General features: G+C 71.0%; 16 protein-coding genes. 1 reads left to right on the top strand and 15 read right to left on the bottom strand.

All coding sequences use genetic code 11. The annotated features are described in order from the left end of the window. Positions 1-9: 9 nt before the first annotated feature. The 5 genes from RM812_RS30375 to RM812_RS30395 all read right to left on the bottom strand — a co-directional run bounded on the left by RM812_RS30375 (position 10) and on the right by RM812_RS30395 (position 4,719). Positions 10-1,596 (bottom strand): Na+/H+ antiporter, encoded by a 1,587-nt coding sequence (locus tag RM812_RS30375; RefSeq protein ID WP_311579464.1) that lies wholly within the window; start codon positions 1,594-1,596, stop codon positions 10-12. 90 nt (positions 1,597-1,686) lie between these two features. Continuing rightward, the gene (locus RM812_RS30380; RefSeq protein ID WP_311579467.1) at positions 1,687-2,172 is read right to left on the bottom strand and encodes a GNAT family N-acetyltransferase; all 486 of its coding nucleotides are present in this window, start codon (positions 2,170-2,172) and stop codon (positions 1,687-1,689) included. After that, a complete protein-coding gene (locus tag RM812_RS30385) occupies positions 2,169-3,113 on the bottom strand; it encodes an RluA family pseudouridine synthase (protein ID WP_311579469.1) in 945 nt (314 codons plus the stop codon). Before RM812_RS30385 ends, RM812_RS30380 begins: the two co-directional genes overlap by 4 nt. A 72-nt stretch (positions 3,114-3,185) precedes the next feature. Next, on the bottom strand, positions 3,186-3,779 hold the full coding sequence (lspA, locus tag RM812_RS30390) for a signal peptidase II (protein ID WP_311579472.1): 594 nt from the start codon (positions 3,777-3,779) through the stop codon (positions 3,186-3,188). A gap of 100 nt (positions 3,780-3,879) precedes the next feature. Next, the gene (locus RM812_RS30395) at positions 3,880-4,719 is read right to left on the bottom strand and encodes a TraR/DksA family transcriptional regulator (RefSeq protein WP_311579475.1); all 840 of its coding nucleotides are present in this window, start codon (positions 4,717-4,719) and stop codon (positions 3,880-3,882) included. 639 nt (positions 4,720-5,358) lie between these two features. Between RM812_RS30395 and ileS the strand changes: the two genes are divergently transcribed. Beyond that, positions 5,359-8,505, top strand: coding sequence for an isoleucine--tRNA ligase (gene ileS / locus RM812_RS30400; protein ID WP_311579478.1), 3,147 nt, complete (start codon positions 5,359-5,361; stop codon positions 8,503-8,505). Positions 8,506-8,806: 301 nt separating this feature from the next. Here ileS and divIVA read toward each other — a convergent pair whose 3' ends face one another. The 10 genes from divIVA to murD all read right to left on the bottom strand — a co-directional run bounded on the left by divIVA (position 8,807) and on the right by murD (position 18,917). Then, positions 8,807-10,009: an apical growth/hyphal branching protein DivIVA gene (gene divIVA, locus RM812_RS30405; protein WP_311579481.1), complete on the bottom strand. Its 1,203-nt coding sequence runs from the start codon at positions 10,007-10,009 to the stop codon at positions 8,807-8,809. 55 nt (positions 10,010-10,064) lie between these two features. Next, entirely contained in the window at positions 10,065-10,349 is a 285-nt protein-coding gene (locus tag RM812_RS30410; protein ID WP_007448661.1) for a YggT family protein, read from the bottom strand. An 80-nt stretch (positions 10,350-10,429) separates the two neighbouring features. Continuing rightward, positions 10,430-11,071: a cell division protein SepF gene (locus tag RM812_RS30415; RefSeq protein ID WP_311579512.1), complete on the bottom strand. Its 642-nt coding sequence runs from the start codon at positions 11,069-11,071 to the stop codon at positions 10,430-10,432. A gap of 126 nt (positions 11,072-11,197) precedes the next feature. Then, the gene (locus RM812_RS30420; RefSeq protein ID WP_311579515.1) at positions 11,198-11,911 is read right to left on the bottom strand and encodes a YggS family pyridoxal phosphate-dependent enzyme; all 714 of its coding nucleotides are present in this window, start codon (positions 11,909-11,911) and stop codon (positions 11,198-11,200) included. 6 nt (positions 11,912-11,917) lie between these two features. Beyond that, positions 11,918-12,646, bottom strand: a complete 729-nt coding sequence (pgeF, locus tag RM812_RS30425; RefSeq protein ID WP_311579518.1) for a peptidoglycan editing factor PgeF — start codon at positions 12,644-12,646, stop codon at positions 11,918-11,920. Continuing rightward, positions 12,643-13,845 (bottom strand): cell division protein FtsZ, encoded by a 1,203-nt coding sequence (gene ftsZ / locus RM812_RS30430; protein WP_311579521.1) that lies wholly within the window; start codon positions 13,843-13,845, stop codon positions 12,643-12,645. Before ftsZ ends, pgeF begins: the two co-directional genes overlap by 4 nt. A gap of 287 nt (positions 13,846-14,132) precedes the next feature. Next, positions 14,133-14,927, bottom strand: coding sequence for a cell division protein FtsQ (ftsQ, locus tag RM812_RS30435; RefSeq protein ID WP_311579524.1), 795 nt, complete (start codon positions 14,925-14,927; stop codon positions 14,133-14,135). Positions 14,928-14,952: 25 nt separating this feature from the next. Further along, positions 14,953-16,047 carry an undecaprenyldiphospho-muramoylpentapeptide beta-N-acetylglucosaminyltransferase gene (murG, locus tag RM812_RS30440; protein WP_311579527.1) on the bottom strand — a complete coding sequence of 365 codons (1,095 nt, stop codon included), beginning with the start codon at positions 16,045-16,047 and terminating at the stop codon, positions 14,953-14,955. A 6-nt stretch (positions 16,048-16,053) separates the two neighbouring features. Further along, positions 16,054-17,424: a putative lipid II flippase FtsW gene (gene ftsW / locus RM812_RS30445; protein WP_311579530.1), complete on the bottom strand. Its 1,371-nt coding sequence runs from the start codon at positions 17,422-17,424 to the stop codon at positions 16,054-16,056. A 77-nt stretch (positions 17,425-17,501) separates the two neighbouring features. Further along, positions 17,502-18,917: a UDP-N-acetylmuramoyl-L-alanine--D-glutamate ligase gene (murD, locus tag RM812_RS30450; protein ID WP_311579533.1), complete on the bottom strand. Its 1,416-nt coding sequence runs from the start codon at positions 18,915-18,917 to the stop codon at positions 17,502-17,504. Positions 18,918-18,921 lie beyond the last annotated feature (4 nt).

The raw sequence follows: 18,921 nt of genomic DNA on the forward strand, positions 1-18,921 counted from the left end.
TGTGACGCCTCACCGCAGGCTGCGCACGTCCAGGTGACGCAGCACCCGGTCCACGATCTCCGGGTCGGACCCGGGTTCGCTGCGTGCCGCCAGTACCTCGTGCCGGGCGGCGCTCAGCATCTCGCCCTGGATCCGGCGGATCCGCTTCACCCGCCGGGTCCGCTGCTCCTGCGCCTCGCGCCGCTCCTCGTCGCCGATGTCGGGGCTGATGCGCAGCCCGATGTCGAAGGCGCGGCGCAGCATCTGCTCGGACAGCTCCTCCGGCAGCTCCTCGACCGCCTCGATCTCCTTCAGCCGCTGCTTCGCCGCCCTCGCCGCCCGTACCGCCAGCTGCTTCTCGTAGTCCTTCTCCCGCTCGGTGTCCGCCCGTACCCCCAGGCGGCCCACCAGCCACGGCAGCGTCAGCCCCTGCAGGAGCAGCGTGACCATGATCACCCCGAAGGCGATGAAGATGATCTCCGCGCGCTTGGGGAAGGCCGAGCCGTCGTCCGTCACCAGCGGAATCGCGAGGGCCAGCGCGACCGAGGCGACCCCGCGCATCCCCGCCCACCACATGACGACGGTCTCGCGCCAGCTCGTCGGGATGTCCTCGTCGTGGTCCCGCCCGGCGTGCAGGCGCTGCGTCAGCCAGGTGGCCGGCAGCAGCCACACCAGCCGTACGAGGATCACCACACCGGAGACCGCCGCGGCCCACCCGAGCAGTTCGGTCCACCGCCCGGAGGCCGTGTGGATCGCGTTGTGCAGCTCCAGGCCGATCAGACCGAACGCGACGCCGGTGACGAGCGTGTCGACGACGTCCCAGACGGTGTGCCCGGCGAGCCGGGTCATCACGTCGTCGGCGTCGGAGGCGTACTCGGCGAGGAACATCGCGGTGGTGAGCACCGCGAGCACCCCGGAGCCGTGCAGTTCCTCGGCCAGGACGTAGGACACGTACGGCACCAGCAGCGTCAGGCCGATCTGCAGGGTGACGTCCCCCAGCAGGTCCAGCAGCTTGTTGGCGGCCCAGCCGAGCGCGAGGCCCACGGCCACGGCGACGACGGCGGACAGCACCAGGTCGAGCCCGGCCCGCCAGGGCGAGAAGGCGCCGCCGACGGCCGCGGCGATGGCCACGTGGTACAGGACGATGGCCGTGACGTCGTTGAACAGCCCCTCGCCCTCCAGGATGGACACCAGGCGGCGGGGCAGCCCCAGTTGCCCGGCGACGGCGGTCGCCGCGACCGGGTCGGGCGGTGCCACCAGCGCGCCCAGCGCGAAGGCGGCGGCGATCGGCAGCCCCGGCACGATGGCGTGGGCCACCGTGGCGACGCACGCCATGGTGACGAAGACCAGCGCGACCGCCAGCAGGAAGATCGGCCGCTTGTTGGCCGCGAACTGCCGCCAGGACGTGCGCCGTACGGCCGCGTAGAGCAGCGGCGGCAGCAGCGCGGGCAGGATGAGCTCGGGCGGGAAGTCGACGTTGGGCACGAAGTCGAGCAGGGCCAGCACGATCCCGAGGACCGTCATCAGCACCGGCGCCGGCAGCCCGAGCCGGTCCCCGATCGGGACGCTCAGCAGGGCCCCGAGCAACAGCATGAACAGCAGGGCCAACTGGTCCACGGTCACCGCTCCGGTCGGGTCTCGGCGTACACACGGCGGACTTCAAGCCTGCCACGCCACCGGACCCACCAGCCGGTTCGGCACCTCCGGTTACAGGGCGCGCCGCATCGCGCGGTGGGGTATCCCGGCGTCGGGGAACTCCGGTCCGTACGCCTCGTACCCCAGTCGCGCGTAGAAACCCAGGGCCTGGGTCTGCGCGTGCAGGTCCACCGCCGTGAGCCCCCGCGCACGTGCCGCCTCCTCCACGGCCCGCACCAGCGCGGCCCCGACGCCCAGTCCGCGGGCGTCCCGGGTGACGGCGAGCCGGCCGAGGGAGCCGACGGCCGGGTCGCCGTCGCCGTTCTTCGCGGCGGCGGCCTCGCCGTGCAGCAGCCGGCCGGTGCCCAGTGCCACGCCGTCCTCCCGGACCGCGAGGACGTGCACGGCGTCGGCGTCGTACGTGTCGTACTCGATGTCCTCGGGGACCTGCTGCTCGGCGACGAAGACCTCCTTGCGTACCGCGAAGCACGCCTCCCGGTCGGCGGGGTCGTCGGCGACGCGCACCTCGTAGGCCGGAACGGGCCGCGGGGCGCTCATCCGTAGGTCTCCTCGCGGACGAGGTCCAGGGCCTGCTGGAGGTCCTCGGGGTAGTCGCTGGCGTACTCGACCCACTGTCCGTCGCCGGGGTGCTCGAAGCCGAGGCGTACGGCGTGCAGCCACTGGCGGGTGAGGCGCAGCCGCTTGGCGAGGGTCGGGTCGGCGCCGTAGGTCAGGTCGCCGACGCAGGGGTGGCGGTGGGCGGCCATGTGGACGCGGATCTGGTGGGTGCGGCCGGTCTCCAGCTTCACGTCGAGCAGGGAGGCGGCGCGGAAGGCCTCGATGAGGTCGTAGTGCGTGACGGAGGGCTTGCCCTCGGCGGTGACGGCCCACTTGTAGTCGTGCTGGGGGTGGCGGCCGATGGGGGCGTCGATGGTGCCGCTGGTCGGGTCGGGGTGGCCCTGCACGAGCGTGTGGTAGCGCTTGTCGACCGTGCGCTCCTTGAACTGGCGCTTGAGCGAGGTGTACGCCCGCTCCGACTTGGCCACCGCCATCAGACCGGAGGTGCCCACGTCGAGACGGTGCACGATGCCCTGCCGCTCGGCGGCACCGGACGTCGAGATGCGGTACCCGGCGGCGGCCAGTCCGCCGATGACCGTCGGTCCGCTCCAGCCGGGCGAGGGGTGGGCCGCCACGCCGACCGGCTTCACGATCACGACCACGTCCTCGTCGTCGTGCACGATCTCCATGCCCTCGACCGGCTCGGCCACGATCTGCACCGGCGCGGGCGCCTGCGGCATCTCGACCTCGAGCCAGGCGCCGCCGTGGACGCGCTCGGACTTGCCGACCACCGATCCGTCGACCTGCACCTTGCCCGCCGCGGCGAGCTCCGCGGCCTTGGTACGGGAGAAGCCGAACATGCGGGAGATGGCGGCGTCGACGCGCTCGCCCTCCAGGCCGTCGGGCACGGGCAGGGTGCGGATATCGGGAAGCGTGCTCACCCGTCGAGTATGCCGGACGGCTCGGACAGTCCCGCACGCCCGTCCGGCGGGGCCCGCGCCCCGGCCCCGCCGTCAGTCCTTGTGGACGGTCCCGTCGGGGTCCAGGCCCCGGAAGGAGAGGATCACGATCAGGATGCCGCCGCAGACGATCGCCGAGTCGGCGAGGTTGAAGACGGCGAAGTGCTTGGGGGCGATGAAGTCCACGACCGCGCCCTCGAAGACGCCGGGCGAGCGGAAGATCCGGTCGGTGAGGTTGCCGAGCGCGCCGCCCAGCAGCAGGCCGAGCGCGATCGCCCACGGCAGGCTGTACAGCTTGCGCGCGAGGCGGGCGATCACCACGATCACGGACGCCGCGATCACCGTGAAGATCACGGTGAAGGCCTCACCGAAACCGAAGGCCGCGCCCGCGTTGCGGATCGCCGCGAACCTGAGCCAGTCCCCGATGATCTCGACGGGCTCGTGGTGCTCCAGCTTGGCGACCACGATCATCTTGCTGACCAGGTCGAGAAGGTACGCGAACACGGCGACCGCGAACAGCACGGCGATGCGCCGCCTGCCCCGGGGGCGCTCCGGGGCCCGCTCCTGCTCGGCGTCGGGCCGCTCCTGCCCGTCCCCCGCCGCGTCCGGGGTGTCCGGCGTACCGATGATGCGCTCCGCCTCTGCCACGTGAGTCCCTCGACCTAGGTACCTGACTGAGGACGAGGGTACGGCACGCCTTCCGTCCCGCACGTGCTCAGGACGCGTACGGGGGCGGCAGCGCGGCGGATCAGTACCGGCGCTCCTGCTTCTGCTTGCACTCGACGCACAGGGTGGCCCTCGGAAAGGCCTGCATGCGCGCCTTGCCGATGGGGTTGCCGCAGTTCTCGCACAGGCCGTAGGTGCCCGCGTCCAGGCGCTCCAGGGCGCGCTCGGTCTGGGTGAGCATCTCGCGCGCGTTGGCGGCCAGCGCCAGCTCGTGCTCGCGCGTGATGTTCTTGCTGCCGGTGTCCGCCTCGTCGTCGCCCGCGCCGTCCCCGGAGTCCCGCATCATGCCCTGCAGCGACCGCTCGGAGGATTCGAGCTCGGTGCGCAGCCGGTCGGCCTCGGACTGCAGTCCCCCGCGCGCCTCCTCCACCTCCTGCGGGGTCCAGGGTTCCTCGCCGGGGCGTACCGCGAGGTCGCCGGGCTCAGCGGCGGCGCCGCGTGCCTTGGGAACGGCGGACTTGGCCGCCGTGGCCATGCCAGGAGTCTTCTTCGCAACCACCGTCGTGGCTCCCGTCTGCTCCGCGGCCTCGGCCGCGTCCGCCTTCTTCGCCGTGCTCTTCTTCGCCGCGCTCTTCTTCGCCGCGCTCTTCCTGGCCGCGGTCTTCTTCGCGGCGCCCTTCTTCGCCGCGGACTTCTTCGCGGCCGTCACCTTCGCGGCCGGCGACTTCTCGGCAGCCGTCTCCTCGGCGGCCGTCCCCTCGGCGGCCGTCTCCTTCGCGGTCGCCTTCTTCCCGGCCCGGCCCTCCGCCCCGCCGCCGGGGCCACGGGCCGCGGCGGGCTCGGGGGCCGCACCGCCCAGGGCGTCGGCGTCCGTGGATCTGCCGGACGCCGGCTGCTGTACGGCGGTCTTCTTCGCCACCATGGCCGCGGCCCCTTCACATTTTGTGATCTTGCGCGCAAATCGTGCTGGGACGATAAATCGACTCGGGTCCCGCGGCAACGGGGCACGCCGCCCGATTCGCCCGCCCACCGTGCGCCGCGCGGCGAGCATGCATGCGTTGTGCCCAGCTCCCCGCCCGGTAATCCGCCGGGGCACAGCCCGGCCGGGCCGCCCGGGAGCCGGACGCCCGACGACGGCATTCGGCTCACACCCGGCCGTGGGGAGGTGTACGGAGGCCGTGCGGCGCCCCCGCCCCACCCGGCACCAAAACCGGTCGGCCGCTGTCCGTGCGGCGCCGTACACTGGGCGGAGCGAAAAGCGTGGATGGGGACGAGTAGCGGCGTAGGCAGCCCAGAGCGACCCGGGGACGGTGTGAGCCCGGGGGCGAGCGCGACGTGAAGATCACCCCGGAGCCGCCGGAAGAAAGCCGTGACACGACCGCCACGGCGAGTAGAACCGGCTCGCGACCCCAATGAGGGGGCTCACCGGCGCACACGACGCACCGGAGGGCCAAGGAGGGTGGTACCGCGGGAGCGCGCCGCACACAGCGGCGTACGTGGCCATGACGGCTCGGCTCTCGTCCCTCCGACGGAAGGCAGCACGTCCGCCGGAGGAAGCTCGTTGAATACGCAGCCGCAGTACCGCCAGGTGCCCGCCCAGGTCGACCTGCCCGCGCTCGAACACGCGGTGCTCGACTTCTGGCGCGAGCAGAAGATCTTCGCCAAGAGCCTCGAGCAGTCCGAGGGCCGCCCCGAGTGGGTGTTCTACGAGGGCCCGCCCACCGCCAACGGCATGCCGGGCGCCCACCACATCGAAGCCCGCGTCTTCAAGGACGTCTTCCCCCGCTTCCGCACCATGCGCGGCTACCACGTGGGCCGCAAGGCCGGCTGGGACTGCCACGGCCTCCCGGTGGAGCTCGCGGTGGAGAAGGAGCTCGGCTTCTCCGGCAAACAGGACATCGAGGCGTACGGCATCGCCGAGTTCAACGCCAAGTGCCGCGAGTCGGTGACCCGCCACACCGACGCCTTCGAAGCGCTCACCACCCGCATGGGCTACTGGGCCGACCTCCAGGACCCGTACCGCACGATGGACCCCGAGTACATCGAGTCCGTGTGGTGGTCGCTGAAGGAGATCTTCAACAAGGGCCTGCTGGTCCAGGACCACCGCGTCGCCCCCTGGTGCCCCCGCTGCGGCACCGGCCTGTCCGACCACGAGCTGGCCCAGGGCTACGAGACGGTCGTCGACCCGTCCGTCTACGTCCGCTTCCCGCTGACCTCCGGCCCGCTGGCCGGCGAGGCCGCGCTCCTGATCTGGACGACCACGCCCTGGACGCTGGTCTCCAACACGGCGGTCGCCGCGCACCCCGAGGTCACCTACGTCGTCGCCACCGACGGCGAGGAGAAGCTCGTCGTCGCCGAGCCGCTGGTCACCAAGGCCCTCGGCGAGGGCTGGGAGACCACCGGCCAGTCCTTCACCGGCGCCGAGATGGAGCGCTGGACCTACCAGCGGCCGTTCGAGCTGGTGGAGTTCCCCGAGCCCGCCCACTTCGTGGTGAACGCCGAGTACGTCACCACCGAGGACGGCACCGGTCTGGTCCACCAGTCCCCCGCCTTCGGTGAGGACGACCTCAAGGTCTGCCGTTCCTACGGCCTGCCCGTGGTCAACCCGGTCCGCCCGGACGGCACCTTCGAGGAGGACGTCCCGCTGGTCGGCGGCGTCTTCTTCAAGAAGGCCGACGAGAAGCTGACGGAGGACCTGGACACGCGGGGCCTGCTGTTCAAGCACATCCCGTACGAGCACAGCTATCCGCACTGCTGGCGCTGCCACACGGCGCTGCTGTACTACGCCCAGCCGTCCTGGTACATCCGCACCACGGCCATCAAGGACCGTCTCCTCCAGGAGAACGAGAGGACCAACTGGTTCCCGGACTCCGTCAAGCACGGCCGGTACGGCGACTGGCTGAACAACAACATCGACTGGGCGCTCTCCCGCAACCGCTACTGGGGCACCCCGCTGCCGATCTGGCGCTGCGAGCACGACCACCTCACGGTCGTCGGCTCCCGCGCGGAGCTGACCGAGCTGACCGGCGCCGACCAGTCGGGCCTGGACCCGCACCGCCCGTACATCGACGAGGTCACCTTCGCGTGCCCGCAGGACGGGTGCGGCAAGGCCGCCACGCGCGTGCCGGAGGTCATCGACGCCTGGTACGACTCGGGTTCGATGCCGTTCGCACAGTGGGGCTACCCGCACAAGAACAAGGAGCTGTTCGAGAGCCGCTACCCGGCGCAGTTCATCTCCGAGGCGATCGACCAGACCCGCGGCTGGTTCTACACGCTGATGGCGGTCGGCACCCTGGTCTTCGACAAGTCGTCGTACGAGAACGTCGTCTGCCTCGGTCACATCCTCGCCGAGGACGGCCGCAAGATGTCCAAGCACCTGGGCAACACCCTGGAGCCGATCCCGCTCATGGACCGGCACGGCGCCGACGCGGTGCGCTGGTTCATGGCGGCCGGCGGCTCCCCGTGGGCGGCCCGCCGCGTCGGCCACGGCACCATCCAGGAGGTCGTCCGCAAGACGCTCCTCACCTACTGGAACACGGTCGCCTTCCAGGCCCTGTACGCCCGCACCTCGGGCTGGGCGCCGAGCGAGGCCGACCCGGCGCCGGCCGACCGCCCGGTCCTGGACCGCTGGCTGCTGTCCGAGCTGCACGCGCTGACCGACCAGGTCACGCAGGCACTGGACGCGTACGACACCCAGCGGGCCGGCAAGCTGCTGTCCGCCTTCGTCGACGACCTGTCGAACTGGTACGTACGCCGCTCCCGTCGCCGCTTCTGGCAGGGCGACAAGGCGGCGCTGCGCACGCTGCACGAGGTCGTCGAGACGGTCACCAGGCTCATGGCCCCGCTGACCCCGTTCATCACCGAGCGGGTCTGGCAGGACCTGGTCGTGCCGGTCAGCCCGGGCGCCCCGGAGTCGGTGCACCTGTCCTCCTGGCCGGAGGCCGACCTGTCGGCGATCGACCCGGAGCTGTCGAAGCAGATGGTCCTGGTGCGCCGCCTGGTCGAACTGGGCCGCGCCACGCGCGCCGAGTCGGGCGTCAAGACCCGCCAGCCGCTCAAGCGCGCGCTGATCGCGGTGGCGGGCTTCGACACGCTCACCCCCGAGCTGCACACGCAGATCACCGAGGAGCTGAACGTCGAGTCCCTCGCGTCGCTGAGCGAGGTCGGCGGCTCCCTGGTCGACACGACGGCGAAGGCCAACTTCCGGGCGCTGGGCAAGCGCTTCGGCAAGCGCGTCCAGGACGTCGCGAAGGCCGTCGCGGGCGCGGACGCCGCGGCGCTCTCCCTCGCGCTGCGCGAGGGCACGGCCTCGGTGGAGGTCGACGGCGAGACGATCACCCTCGCTCCCGACGAGGTGATCATCACGGAGACGCCGCGCGAGGGCTGGTCGGTCGCCTCCGACTCGGGCGCGACGGTGGCGTTGGACCTGGAGATCACGGAGGAACTCCGCCGCGCGGGCCTCGCCCGTGACGCGATCCGCCTGATCCAGGAGGCCCGCAAGAACAGCGGCCTCGACGTCGCCGACCGCATCGCCCTGCGCTGGACGGCCACGGACCCGGCGACCATCGCGGCCCTGACCGACCACTCGGCCCTGATCGCCGACGAGGTCCTGGCCACGGACTTCGCCCAGGGCGAGGCGGACGACACGTACGGGGAGCCGTTCACGGACGAGGGACTGTCCCTGACGTTCCAGCTGCGCAAGCAGTAACGAACACGACGAAAGGGCCTGGCTCCCCTCGGGGGGCCGGGCCCTTTCGCCGTACCACTCGCCCCAGCCGCGGGCGGTCGTGCCTCCCCCAGTGCCTGAACGGCCTGGGAGGCACTCCCAGGGCGGCACGGGTGGGCCACGGGGGTCCCCCCGCTCGTGCCGGGCCGCGTCACCCACCTCCGGCCACACCAACGCCCCGCGCCCGACACCGCGCACACCAAAAGGGCGGGCCCCGGGTCAGAAACCCGGGGCCCGCCCTGAACGCTGCCGACGGCTACGTCGTACTACCGTTCGTCACCCGTCAGTTGTCGTCCTCGTCGATCAGGAACCCACGCATCGGCGACGGCGCCTGCCCCATCGGCGACGGCCCCTGCGGCCGCACCGGCGCCATCGGCTGGGTCATCGCCGGCGACATCTGCTGCTGGCCGCCGTAGGACGGACCGGACTGGCCCGGCCCGCTGCCCATCGACTGGTTGCCGCCGTACGACGGCGCACTCGCGCCGGCCGGTGCCATGGAGGGCGCCGGGGACGGCGGCAGGGAGGCCGTAGCGGGCGTACGCGGCGGGGCGAGCGAGTCGTCCGCCTGGGTCTCCAACTGGCGCAGCTGGGACTCCAGGTACGACTTCAGCCGCGTGCGGTACTCGCGCTCGAAGCCGCGCAGGTCCTCGACCTTGCGCTCCAGCGTGGCGCGAGCGGACTCCAGGGAGCCCATCGCGACGCGGTGCTTCTCCTGCGCGTCCCGCTCCAGGGCGTCCGCCTTGGCACGGGCGTCCCGCTCCAGACCCTCGGCACGCGAACGCGCCTCGCCGACGATCTTGTTGGCCTCGGAGCGGGCCTCGGCGATCGCCTGGTCGGCGGTCTGCTGGGCCAGCGACAGGACGCGCGCGGCGCTGTCGCCACCGGGGCCGCCCTGACCGGGCATGCCGGGGCCACCAGGGCCGCCGGGCCCCTGCGGGCCGCCCATGGGGCCGCCCATCGGGCCGGGACCCATCTGGCCCTGCATCGGACCAGGGCCACCCTGGCCCATCGGGCCAGGCCCCTGGCCCATCGGCCCCGGACCCTGGCCCATCGGGCCGGGACCCTGCGGGCCACCCTGTCCGCCGGGGCCGGCGGGCAGCTGCGGAGCACCGCTGGGCAGCTGGGGCGGGCCTCCCATGGGGCCACCCATCTGCTGCTGCGGCGGGCCCGATATGCCGGCGGGCACCGGAGCGCCGGGACCTCGCATGCCCTGCTGCGGCATGCCGCCCTGCTGTGGCGGATGCTGCTGGTGCTGCTGCTGGTCCTGGGGCGGTTCCGGGGGCTTGCGCATGTTCTGCTGGTTCTGCGCAGCCGCACGCGTCGCCGCCGCCAGTTTGGCGCGCAGGTCCTCGTTCTCGCGGAGCAGTCGGGTCAGTTCGGCTTCAACCTCGTCGAGGAAGGCATCGACCTCGTCCTCGTCATAGCCTTCTCGGAGGCGGACGGTCGTGAACTGCTTGTTCCGCACGTCCTCGGGGGTCAACGGCATCTCTTCACCTCAACGTTGTCGTCGGCATTCGGCAAGCCCGTATCTCTCTCATCGCTCACAGCCGGCTCACGATCGAGATCAGGATGTAGACGATGATCATCAGTACGAAGAAGGACAGGTCGAGCGCCACGCCCCCGAGACGCAGCGGCGGGATGAACCGCCGCAGAAGCTTCAGCGGTGGATCGGTGACAGTGTAGGTGGCCTCCAGAACGACCACCATCGCCTTGCCGGGTTGCCACGAGCGGGCGAACTGGAAGACGTAGTCCATGACCAACCGGAAGATGAGCACGATGAGGAAGCACATCAGCGCGATGTAGACGACATCCAGGACCACGCTCATGACCTGTGCTTCCCTCTCCCCTGAACCATCTCTCGGACCCGTTCTCGGGTCCGTGCTCTTGCTCTTGCCGGTGGTGCGTCTCAGCTCTGGTTGAAGAACCCGCCCTCTGCGATGCGGGCCTTGTCCTCCGCCGTGACATCGACGTTAGCAGGAGACAGCAGGAACACCTTCTGCGTCACCCGCTCGATACTGCCGTGAAGACCAAACACCAAACCTGCCGCAAAGTCGACAAGTCGCTTCGCATCTGTGTCATCCATCTCAGTGAGATTCATGATCACCGGCGTGCCCTCACGGAAGTGTTCCCCGATGGTACGGGCCTCGTTGTAGGTCCGGGGGTGAAGTGTGGTGATCCGGTAGGGCTCTCGTTCGGACACGACCTTGGGCATGATGACCGGTGCGCTCTTTTCCAGGCTTGCGCGTTCTTGTGTGATGGATGCCACGGGCGCGATGCGCGCCGGGCGGCTCGATTCCGCCGCGAGCGAAGCGGAACGGGGCACCGGCTCACGCTGCGCGGGCGGTTGTACGACTCGCACCCCTTCGTCCCTTTGGGGCTGATGTGCACCGTGGGACTGGTGCACCGGTTCGTGCCGCCGGTGGTCCCGTTCGGGCTCCGGGTCCAGTTCGGGTTCGAAGTCGTCGTCGGGGTCGAACCCCCGGCCGTCGTACCCATCGTCCTCCACGAGGCCGAGGTAGACCGCCATCTTGCGCATCGCGCCGGCCATGCTCTGAGTCCTCCGCTCTGTGGTGGATCGGCTGACTGCCAAGTACCCGCGATCCACGAGGTCGTTGCGTCCGCCTTTCGGCGGTAATGACCATATTTTCTGCTGTGGTCCGACTTCTTGGCGACGTTACCCGAGCCTGGGGCGGACTCCGAGTACCGCAGTGCCGACGCGTACATGTGTCGCTCCGGCGGCCACGGCCTGTTCGAGATCCGCACTCATCCCTGCGGAGACCATGTTGGCAGCCGGATGGGTTCGGCGCACGCGGGTCGACAAATCCATGAGGTGCTCGAAGGCCGCCTGTTGGCGCCCGGCGTACTCGCCGGTGAGCGGGGCCACGGTCATCAGTCCGTCGAGCCGCAGTCCCGCCGAACCGGCGACGAGGTCGGCCAACTCTTCGATTCCCGCGGGCGGGACGCCACCGCGCCCGCTCGCCTCCCCCGCGTCGAGCGCGACCTGGAGAAGGCAGCCCACCTCGCGCCCGGCCCGCACCGCCTCCTTCGACAGGGCCGTGACGAGCCTGGCCCGGTCGACGGACTGCACGACATCCGCGTAACCGACCACGGACCGCACTTTGTTGGTCTGCAACTGACCGACGAAATGCCATGAAAGCGGCAGATCCGAACAGGCGGCTGCCTTGGGTGCCGCGTCCTGGTCGCGGTTCTCGGCGACATGGCGCACGCCGAGTTCGGAGAGAATGCGCACATCGTCCGCCGGGTAGGTCTTGGTGACCACGATGAGGGTCACCTCCTCGCGGCGGCGGCCCGCGGCCGCACAGGCGGCGGCGATGCGTTCCTCCACTTGCGCCAGGTTTCCGGCGAGTTCCTGCTTACGGTCCGTCATGCCCCATCAGTCCAGCCAGACATAGCCCGCGAGCCGCCCTGTGGTGCGGTCGCGTCGGTACGAGAAGTGGTCCTTCGACTCCCGGGTGCACACCGGCGACTGCGCCCGGTCGCACACCCCGAGGCGTTCGAGCTGCGCGTGCACGCCGGCGCTCACGTCGAGGGCCGGCGTGCCCCAGCTCGTCTCGGCGTACGCCGCCGGCTCGGCGACGGCCACTTCGGCGCGCATCTCCTCCAGCACCTCGTAGCACCGGCCGCACACGGAGGGCCCGGTGCGGGCGATGATCCGGGAGGGGTCGGCGCCGAGTTCGGTCATGGCCCGTACGGCGGCGGGGACGACCCCGGCGACCAGGCCGGGCCGGCCCGCGTGGGCCGCGGCGGCGAGGCCGGCGACGGGATCGGCCAGCAGGACGGGCACGCAGTCGGCGGTGAGGACGGCGAGGGCGAGACCGCGTTCGGCGGTGACGATCGCGTCGACCCGCGGAACCGGGCGGTCCCCCCAGGGCCCGTCGACCACGGCGACGTCGGCACCGTGCACCTGGTTCATCCAGACCACCCGGGACGGGTCCAGGCCCAGCGACTTGGCCGCCAGCTCCCGGTTGGCCGTGACGGCGCCGGGGTCGTCTCCGACCGCGCCGCCCAGATTGAGCTCCTCGTACGGAACGGCGCTCACTCCGCCCCACCGGTCGGTGAAGCCGAAGTGCGCGCCGTTCACGGTGTCGCGCTGTCCTATCACTTCAGGAAGTCCGGCACGTCCAGTTCCTCGGCCGCGCTGTCCGAGTAGGTCCGCGACGGCGGGATCGGCGGCGGGGAGACCGGGGGCAGGTCACTCACCGGCTCCGGCGCGGGGGCCGGCTGCGGGTCCTCCTTCGGCTTCACGCTGCCGAGCGAGCCGAAGGACGGGCGGCTCTCGGCCTGCCGGGCCGGGGCGGGCTCCTCGCGCTTGGCCGAAGAGGTGCCGAGGACGTTCTCCCGCTTGGACGGCGGCTGGCCCCCGTCGAAGCCGGCCGCGATCACGGTGACCCGCACCTCGTCGCCGAGGGCGTCGTCGATGACCGCGCCGAAGATGATGTTGGCCTCGGGGTGGGCGGCCTCGCTGACCAGCTGGGCGGCCTCGTTGATCTCGAACAGGCCGAGGTCGGAGCCGCCGGAGATGGAGAGCAGCACGCCCCGCGCGCCGTCGATGGAGGCCTCCAGCAGCGGCGAGGAGATCGCCATCTCGGCCGCGGCCACCGCGCGGTCGTCGCCGCGGGCCGAGCCGATGCCCATCAGGGCGGAACCGGCCTCGGACATGACCGACTTGACGTCGGCGAAGTCCAGGTTGATCAGGCCCGGCGTGGTGATGAGGTCGGTGATGCCCTGCACACCGGACAGCAGGACCTGGTCGGCGGACTTGAACGCGTCGAGCACGCTGACCTGGCGGTCCGAGATGGACAGCAGCCGGTCGTTGGGGATGACGATGAGGGTGTCGACCTCTTCGCGGAGCTCGGCGATGCCGTCCTCGGCCTGGTTGGCGCGGCGCCGTCCCTCGAAGGTGAACGGGCGGGTGACCACGCCGATGGTGAGGGCGCCCAGCGAGCGGGCGATGTTGGCCACGACGGGCGCGCCGCCGGTGCCGGTGCCGCCGCCTTCACCGGCTGTCACGAAGACCATGTCGGCCCCCTTGAGGACCTCCTCGATCTCCTCGCGGTGGTCCTCGGCGGCCTTGCGGCCGACGGCCGGGTTGGCTCCGGCGCCGAGTCCGCGGGTGAGTTCACGGCCGACGTCCAGCTTGACGTCGGCGTCGCTCATCAACAGAGCTTGCGCGTCGGTGTTGATGGCGATGAACTCGACGCCCTTGAGACCGACCTCGATCATCCGGTTGATGGCATTGACACCACCGCCGCCGACACCGATGACTTTGATGACTGCGAGGTAGTTCTGCGGTGCTGCCACGTCGAAGGCCTCTCGCCTCGAGTTACGTGTCGTCGGGTCACCGGAGCACTGCTGCCCCGCGACCCGCCGACTGATGCCGAATGGGACGGTCCGTAGCGCCGACCCGAACCCTAACGCTGAAGTTTAGGGTTACCAGTGTGTCTGTTCCTTGGAGTCTTCTGAACAGGACACTAAGTCGACAAGTGGCGCGCGTTCAACGAACACGCCGAACCTCCCGTTTTTCTTTTCACCCTATGTGATCAGCCGTAGCGCTGCCCAACCAGGGTGCTGGCCTGCACGTATACCCGTCAACTCCCTGATGACGCCGGTGCGGTGGGAGCACTTACGTCGAAGTGCCGCGCATCGGGCGTCGCTTTCATCAGCGCGGTGAGCGCGCGGGCCTTGCGCGGCCCCTCCTCGCCGCTCCCCCACGCCACGGTCCGGTCGCCGCTCAACTCCAGCGAGATGTCGTCGTAGGAGCGGACCTTGACGACCCGGGTGTCCCGGGCGACCGCGTCCGGGAGGCGGCCGGCCACCCGCACCGCCTCACGCACCAGGCGGTCCTCGCCGAAGCGGCGCAGGCTCGCCGCGGCGGAACCGGAACGGGCGGGCGCCAATTCCAGCTCGGGCACGCCTTTCGGAGCCCGGGAAACCGTGGCGAAACGAACGCCTTCCTCGTCCACTTCCACGAACTTTCCGCCCTTTTGCTCAATCAGAACCGGGGTACGCTCCGTCACTTTCAGTCCGATTCCGTGCGGCCAGGAACGCTCCACGACCACCTCGTCAATGCGGGGCAATTCCCGGCGGAGCCGCGCCTCGATCGCCCCGGTGTCGACGGACACCAGCGGGTCGCCGACGGGCACGTCCGCGGCCTCGCGCACCTGTGCGGGCGTCAGAACCCGGGTCCCGGAGACCGACACCCGGTCCACGCGCGTCCAGTTCGAGCCGTAGAGCAGCCAGAGGGTTCCGCCCGCGACGAGCACGAGAACGACCAAAAGAATGATCATCGTACGAAGTCTGGGCGGGCCGAACCGCCGCGGACGGGGCGGGCCGGACGACTTCTGTTGACGTTCACCGCGCTCGGCGATGGTCGGTCCGGCCACGCTCCCTGCCTTCCGTCATACGTGACTAGCGGCGCGCACGAGCGGCGATCGCCTCGTACACCATGCCGACGAGCAGGTCGTCGGCGTCCCGGCGGCCGAACTCGGCGGCGGCGCGGGACATCTCGTACAGCCGGTGCGGATCGGACAGCACGGGCAGGACGTTCTGCTGCACCCAGTCGGGCGTCAGGTCCGCGTCGTCGACCAGCAGTCCGCCACCGGCCTTGACCACCGGCTGGGCGTTGAGCCGCTGTTCGCCGTTGCCAATGGGCAGCGGGACGTAGGCGGCGGGCAGCCCGACGGCGGAGAGTTCGGCAACGGTCATCGCACCCGCGCGGCAGAGCATCATGTCGGCCGCGGCGTACGCGAGGTCCATCCGGTCCAGGTAACTTACCGGGATGTACGGGGGCATCCCCGGCATCTGGTGGACCTGCGGCAGTTCGTTCTTGGGACCCACCGCGTGCAGGATCTGGATGCCGGCCTGCTGGAGCCAGGGCGCGACCTGCTGGACCACCTCGTTGAGGCGGCGGGCGCCCTGTGAGCCGCCGGTGACCAGCAGCGTCGGCAGGTTGGGATCGAGCCCGAACATCGCCCGGGCCTCGGGACGCGCCGCGGCCCGGTCGAGGGTGGCGATGGAGCGGCGCAGCGGGATGCCGATGTAGCGGGAGTTGCGCAGTTTGCTGTCCGGGGTGGAGACGGCGACCTGCGCCGCGTACCGCGAGCCGATCTTGTTGGCCAGGCCCGGGCGGGCGTTGGCCTCATGGACGATGATCGGCACGCCGAGCCGCTTCGCCGCGAGGTAGCCGGGCAGCGCCACGTAGCCGCCGAAGCCGACCACGGCGTCCGCCTTGGTGCGCTCCAGGATCTGCTCGGTCGCCTTGATGGTGCCGCGCAGCCGGCCCGGGACGGTGATCAGCTCGGGGGTGGGCTTGCGCGGCAGCGGCACGGCCGGGATCAGCGCCAGTTCGTACCCGCGCTCGGGTACGAGGCGGGTCTCGAGGCCGCGTTCCGTGCCCAGGGCCGTGATCCCCACGGTCGGATCCTGCCTGCGCAGGGCGTCCGCGAGGGCGAGCGCGGGCTCGATGTGGCCCGCGGTTCCTCCGCCGGCGAGTACGACATGCACCGAAATTCACCGCTCTCCGGACGAGCGTGCCGCCGAGGCACGCCGTCGCATCGTGTTCCAACTCCGTGGGCTCCGCTTGGACCCGGTGCCCCCGGTTCCCCGCTTTCTACCAAAGCGAGGTTGCCGCAACGCAAGCGCCGCCCGCGCACCGGGCTCGTCGCGCGCGAAGGCGATCAGCAGACCGATGGCGAACATGGTCGGCAACAGGGCGGAACCCCCGTAGGAGAACAGCGGGAGGGGGACACCGGCGATCGGCAGCAGCCCGAGGACCGCACCGATGTTGATCACGGCCTGGGCCATGATCCAGGTGGTCACGCCTCCCGCGGCATACCTCACGAAGGGGTCCTCCGTGCGTCCGGCCACGCGGATACCCGCATAGCCTAGAGCCGCGAAGAGGGCGAGCACCGACAGTGTCCCCGCCAGGCCCAGTTCCTCACCGGTGACGGCGAAGATGAAGTCGGTGTGCGCTTCGGGGAGTTGCCCCCATTTCTCCACGCCGGCACCGAGACCGGATCCGAACAGTCCGCCCGAGGCGAGGGCGTAGATGCCGTGCACGGCCTGCCAGCAGGAGTCGCCGGGGCCGGGGTCGGTGGCGCCGATGCAGTTGAGCCGGGCCATGCGGTTGCTGCTGCTCTTGATGAGGACGAAGCCGAGCAGTGCCGCGATCGAGAGCACCCCGGCGAACAGCCGGGTGGGCGCGCCCGCCAGCCACAGCAGGCCGAACAGGATCGCCGTCAGGATGATCGCCGTGCCCATGTCGCCGCCGAGCATGATCAGTCCGAGCAGCATGAACGCCACCGGCACCAGGGGCACCAGCATGTGCTTCCACTGGGCCAGCAGCTTCTTGTCCTGCTTGCGGGCGAGCAGGTCCGCGCCCCACAGGACCAGGGCCAGCTTGCCGAACTCGCTGGGCTGGATCTGGAAGGAACCGCCCAGCGCGATCCAGTTCTGGTTGCCGTTGACCGCCACTCCTATCCCCGGCACCTGCACGAGGATCATCAGGAAGACGGCGCCGGCGAGGATCGGGTAGGCCAGCGCGCGGTGCAGTTTCACCGGCATCTTCATGGCGGCCACCAGCAGCCCACCGCCGAGCAGGGCGGCCATGGCCTGCTTGCGGAAGAAGTACGACCCCGGCAGCGACAGCTGGAGCGCGGTGATCTGGGAGGCCGAGTAGACCATCACCAGGCCCAGCACCGTGATCAGCAGACTGCCGCCGAAGATCAGGTAGTACGCCGTCAGCGGCCGGTCCCAGGCGCGGCGCAGGCGGAGGTACAGGCGGAGCACGGGGTTGTCGTGCGGCGGCTTCGCGGCGGCGGGTCGTCCGACGGCCCGCTGCGCGGGCGGACGTCCGGTACGGCTTCCGGGACTACCGGGCATCGCGGCCTCCGCTGTACGTCGGCATGGACCGTCCCACGCGTCCCTCCCGAAGTCACCCGGCGCTGGAGGTGGCCGGGTCAGGCGCCGAGTTCGCGAACGGCCTGCGCGAACGCGTCACCGCGCTGGTTGTAATTGGTGAACATGTCCATGGAGGCACAGGCGGGGGCCAGCAGCACCGTGTCGCCGGGCCGGGCGAGCCGCTGTGCTTCCTGGACGGCCTGGAGCATCGCACCAGTGTCGGTCCGGTCCAGGTCGACGACGGGTACTTCCGGGGCGTGTCGCGCCAGGGCTTCGCGGATCAGGGCGCGGTCGGCGCCGATCAGCACCGCCCCGCGCAGGCGCTTCGCCGCTTTCGCGACCAGTTCGTCGAAGGCCGCCCCCTTCGCCAGCCCGCCCGCGATCCACACGATCGACTCGTACGCCGCCAACGACGCCTCGGTGGCGTGGGTGTTGGTGGCCTTGGAGTCGTCCACGTACGCCACGCCGTCGACGTCGGCGACGTGTGCGATGCGGTGGGCGTCCGGCGTGAAGGCCCGCAGCCCGTCCCGTACGGCGGCGGCGGAGACGCCGAAGGCACGGGCGAGGGCCGCGGCGGCGAGGGCGTTGGCGATGTTGTGCGGGGCCGGCGGGTTGACGTCGGAGACCTCGGCGAGCTCCTGGGCGTTCTTCTGCCGGTCCTCGACGAAGGCGCGGTCGACCAGGATGCCCTCCACGACGCCGAGTTGGGAGGGAGCGGGCGTGCCCAGGGTGAAGCCGACGGCCCGGCAGCCCTCCTCGACGTCGGCCGCGCGGACCAGGTCCTCGGTGGACGGCTTGTCGGTGGCATCGACGTTGTAGACGCAGGCGACGCGATTGCCCTCGTAGATGCGGCCCTTGTCGGCCGCGTAGGCCTCCATGGAGCCGTGCCAGTCGAGGTGGTCGGGGGCGAGGTTGAGCACGGCGGCCGAGTGGGCGCGCAGGGAGGGCGCCCAGTGGAGCTGGTAGCTGGACAGCTCCACGGCCAGGACGTCGTACTGCGTCTCGCCGGTGACCACGTCCAGCAGGGAGACGCCGATGTTGCCGACGGCGGCGGTGCGCAGGCCCGCCGCCTTCAGGATCGACGCCAGCATCTGGACGGTGGTGGTCTTGCCGTTGGTGCCGGTGACCGCCAGCCAGGGCGCGGAGTCGGGCCGGCGCAGGCGCCAGGCCAGTTCGACGTCGCCCCAGACGGGGACGCCGGCCGCACGGGCCGCCGTGAACAGCGGCTTGTCCGGCTTCCAGCCGGGCGCGGTGACGATCAGCTCGGTGCCCTCGGGGAGCGTGTCGCCGTCGCCGAGGCGCACCGTGACGCCGAGCGCCTCGAGTTCCGCCGCCTGCGTCCGCGCGCGCTCGTCGTCGCCGTCGTTGACGACGGTGACGTACGCGCCGAGGCCGTGCAGGACCTTGGCCGCCGGGACGCCGGAGACACCGAGTCCGGCGACGGTGACGTGCTTGCCCGTGAATTCCGAAGGCACCGAG

It is taken from the genome of Streptomyces lancefieldiae (assembly GCF_031845825.1).
Classification (GTDB): domain Bacteria; phylum Actinomycetota; class Actinomycetes; order Streptomycetales; family Streptomycetaceae; genus Streptomyces; species Streptomyces lancefieldiae.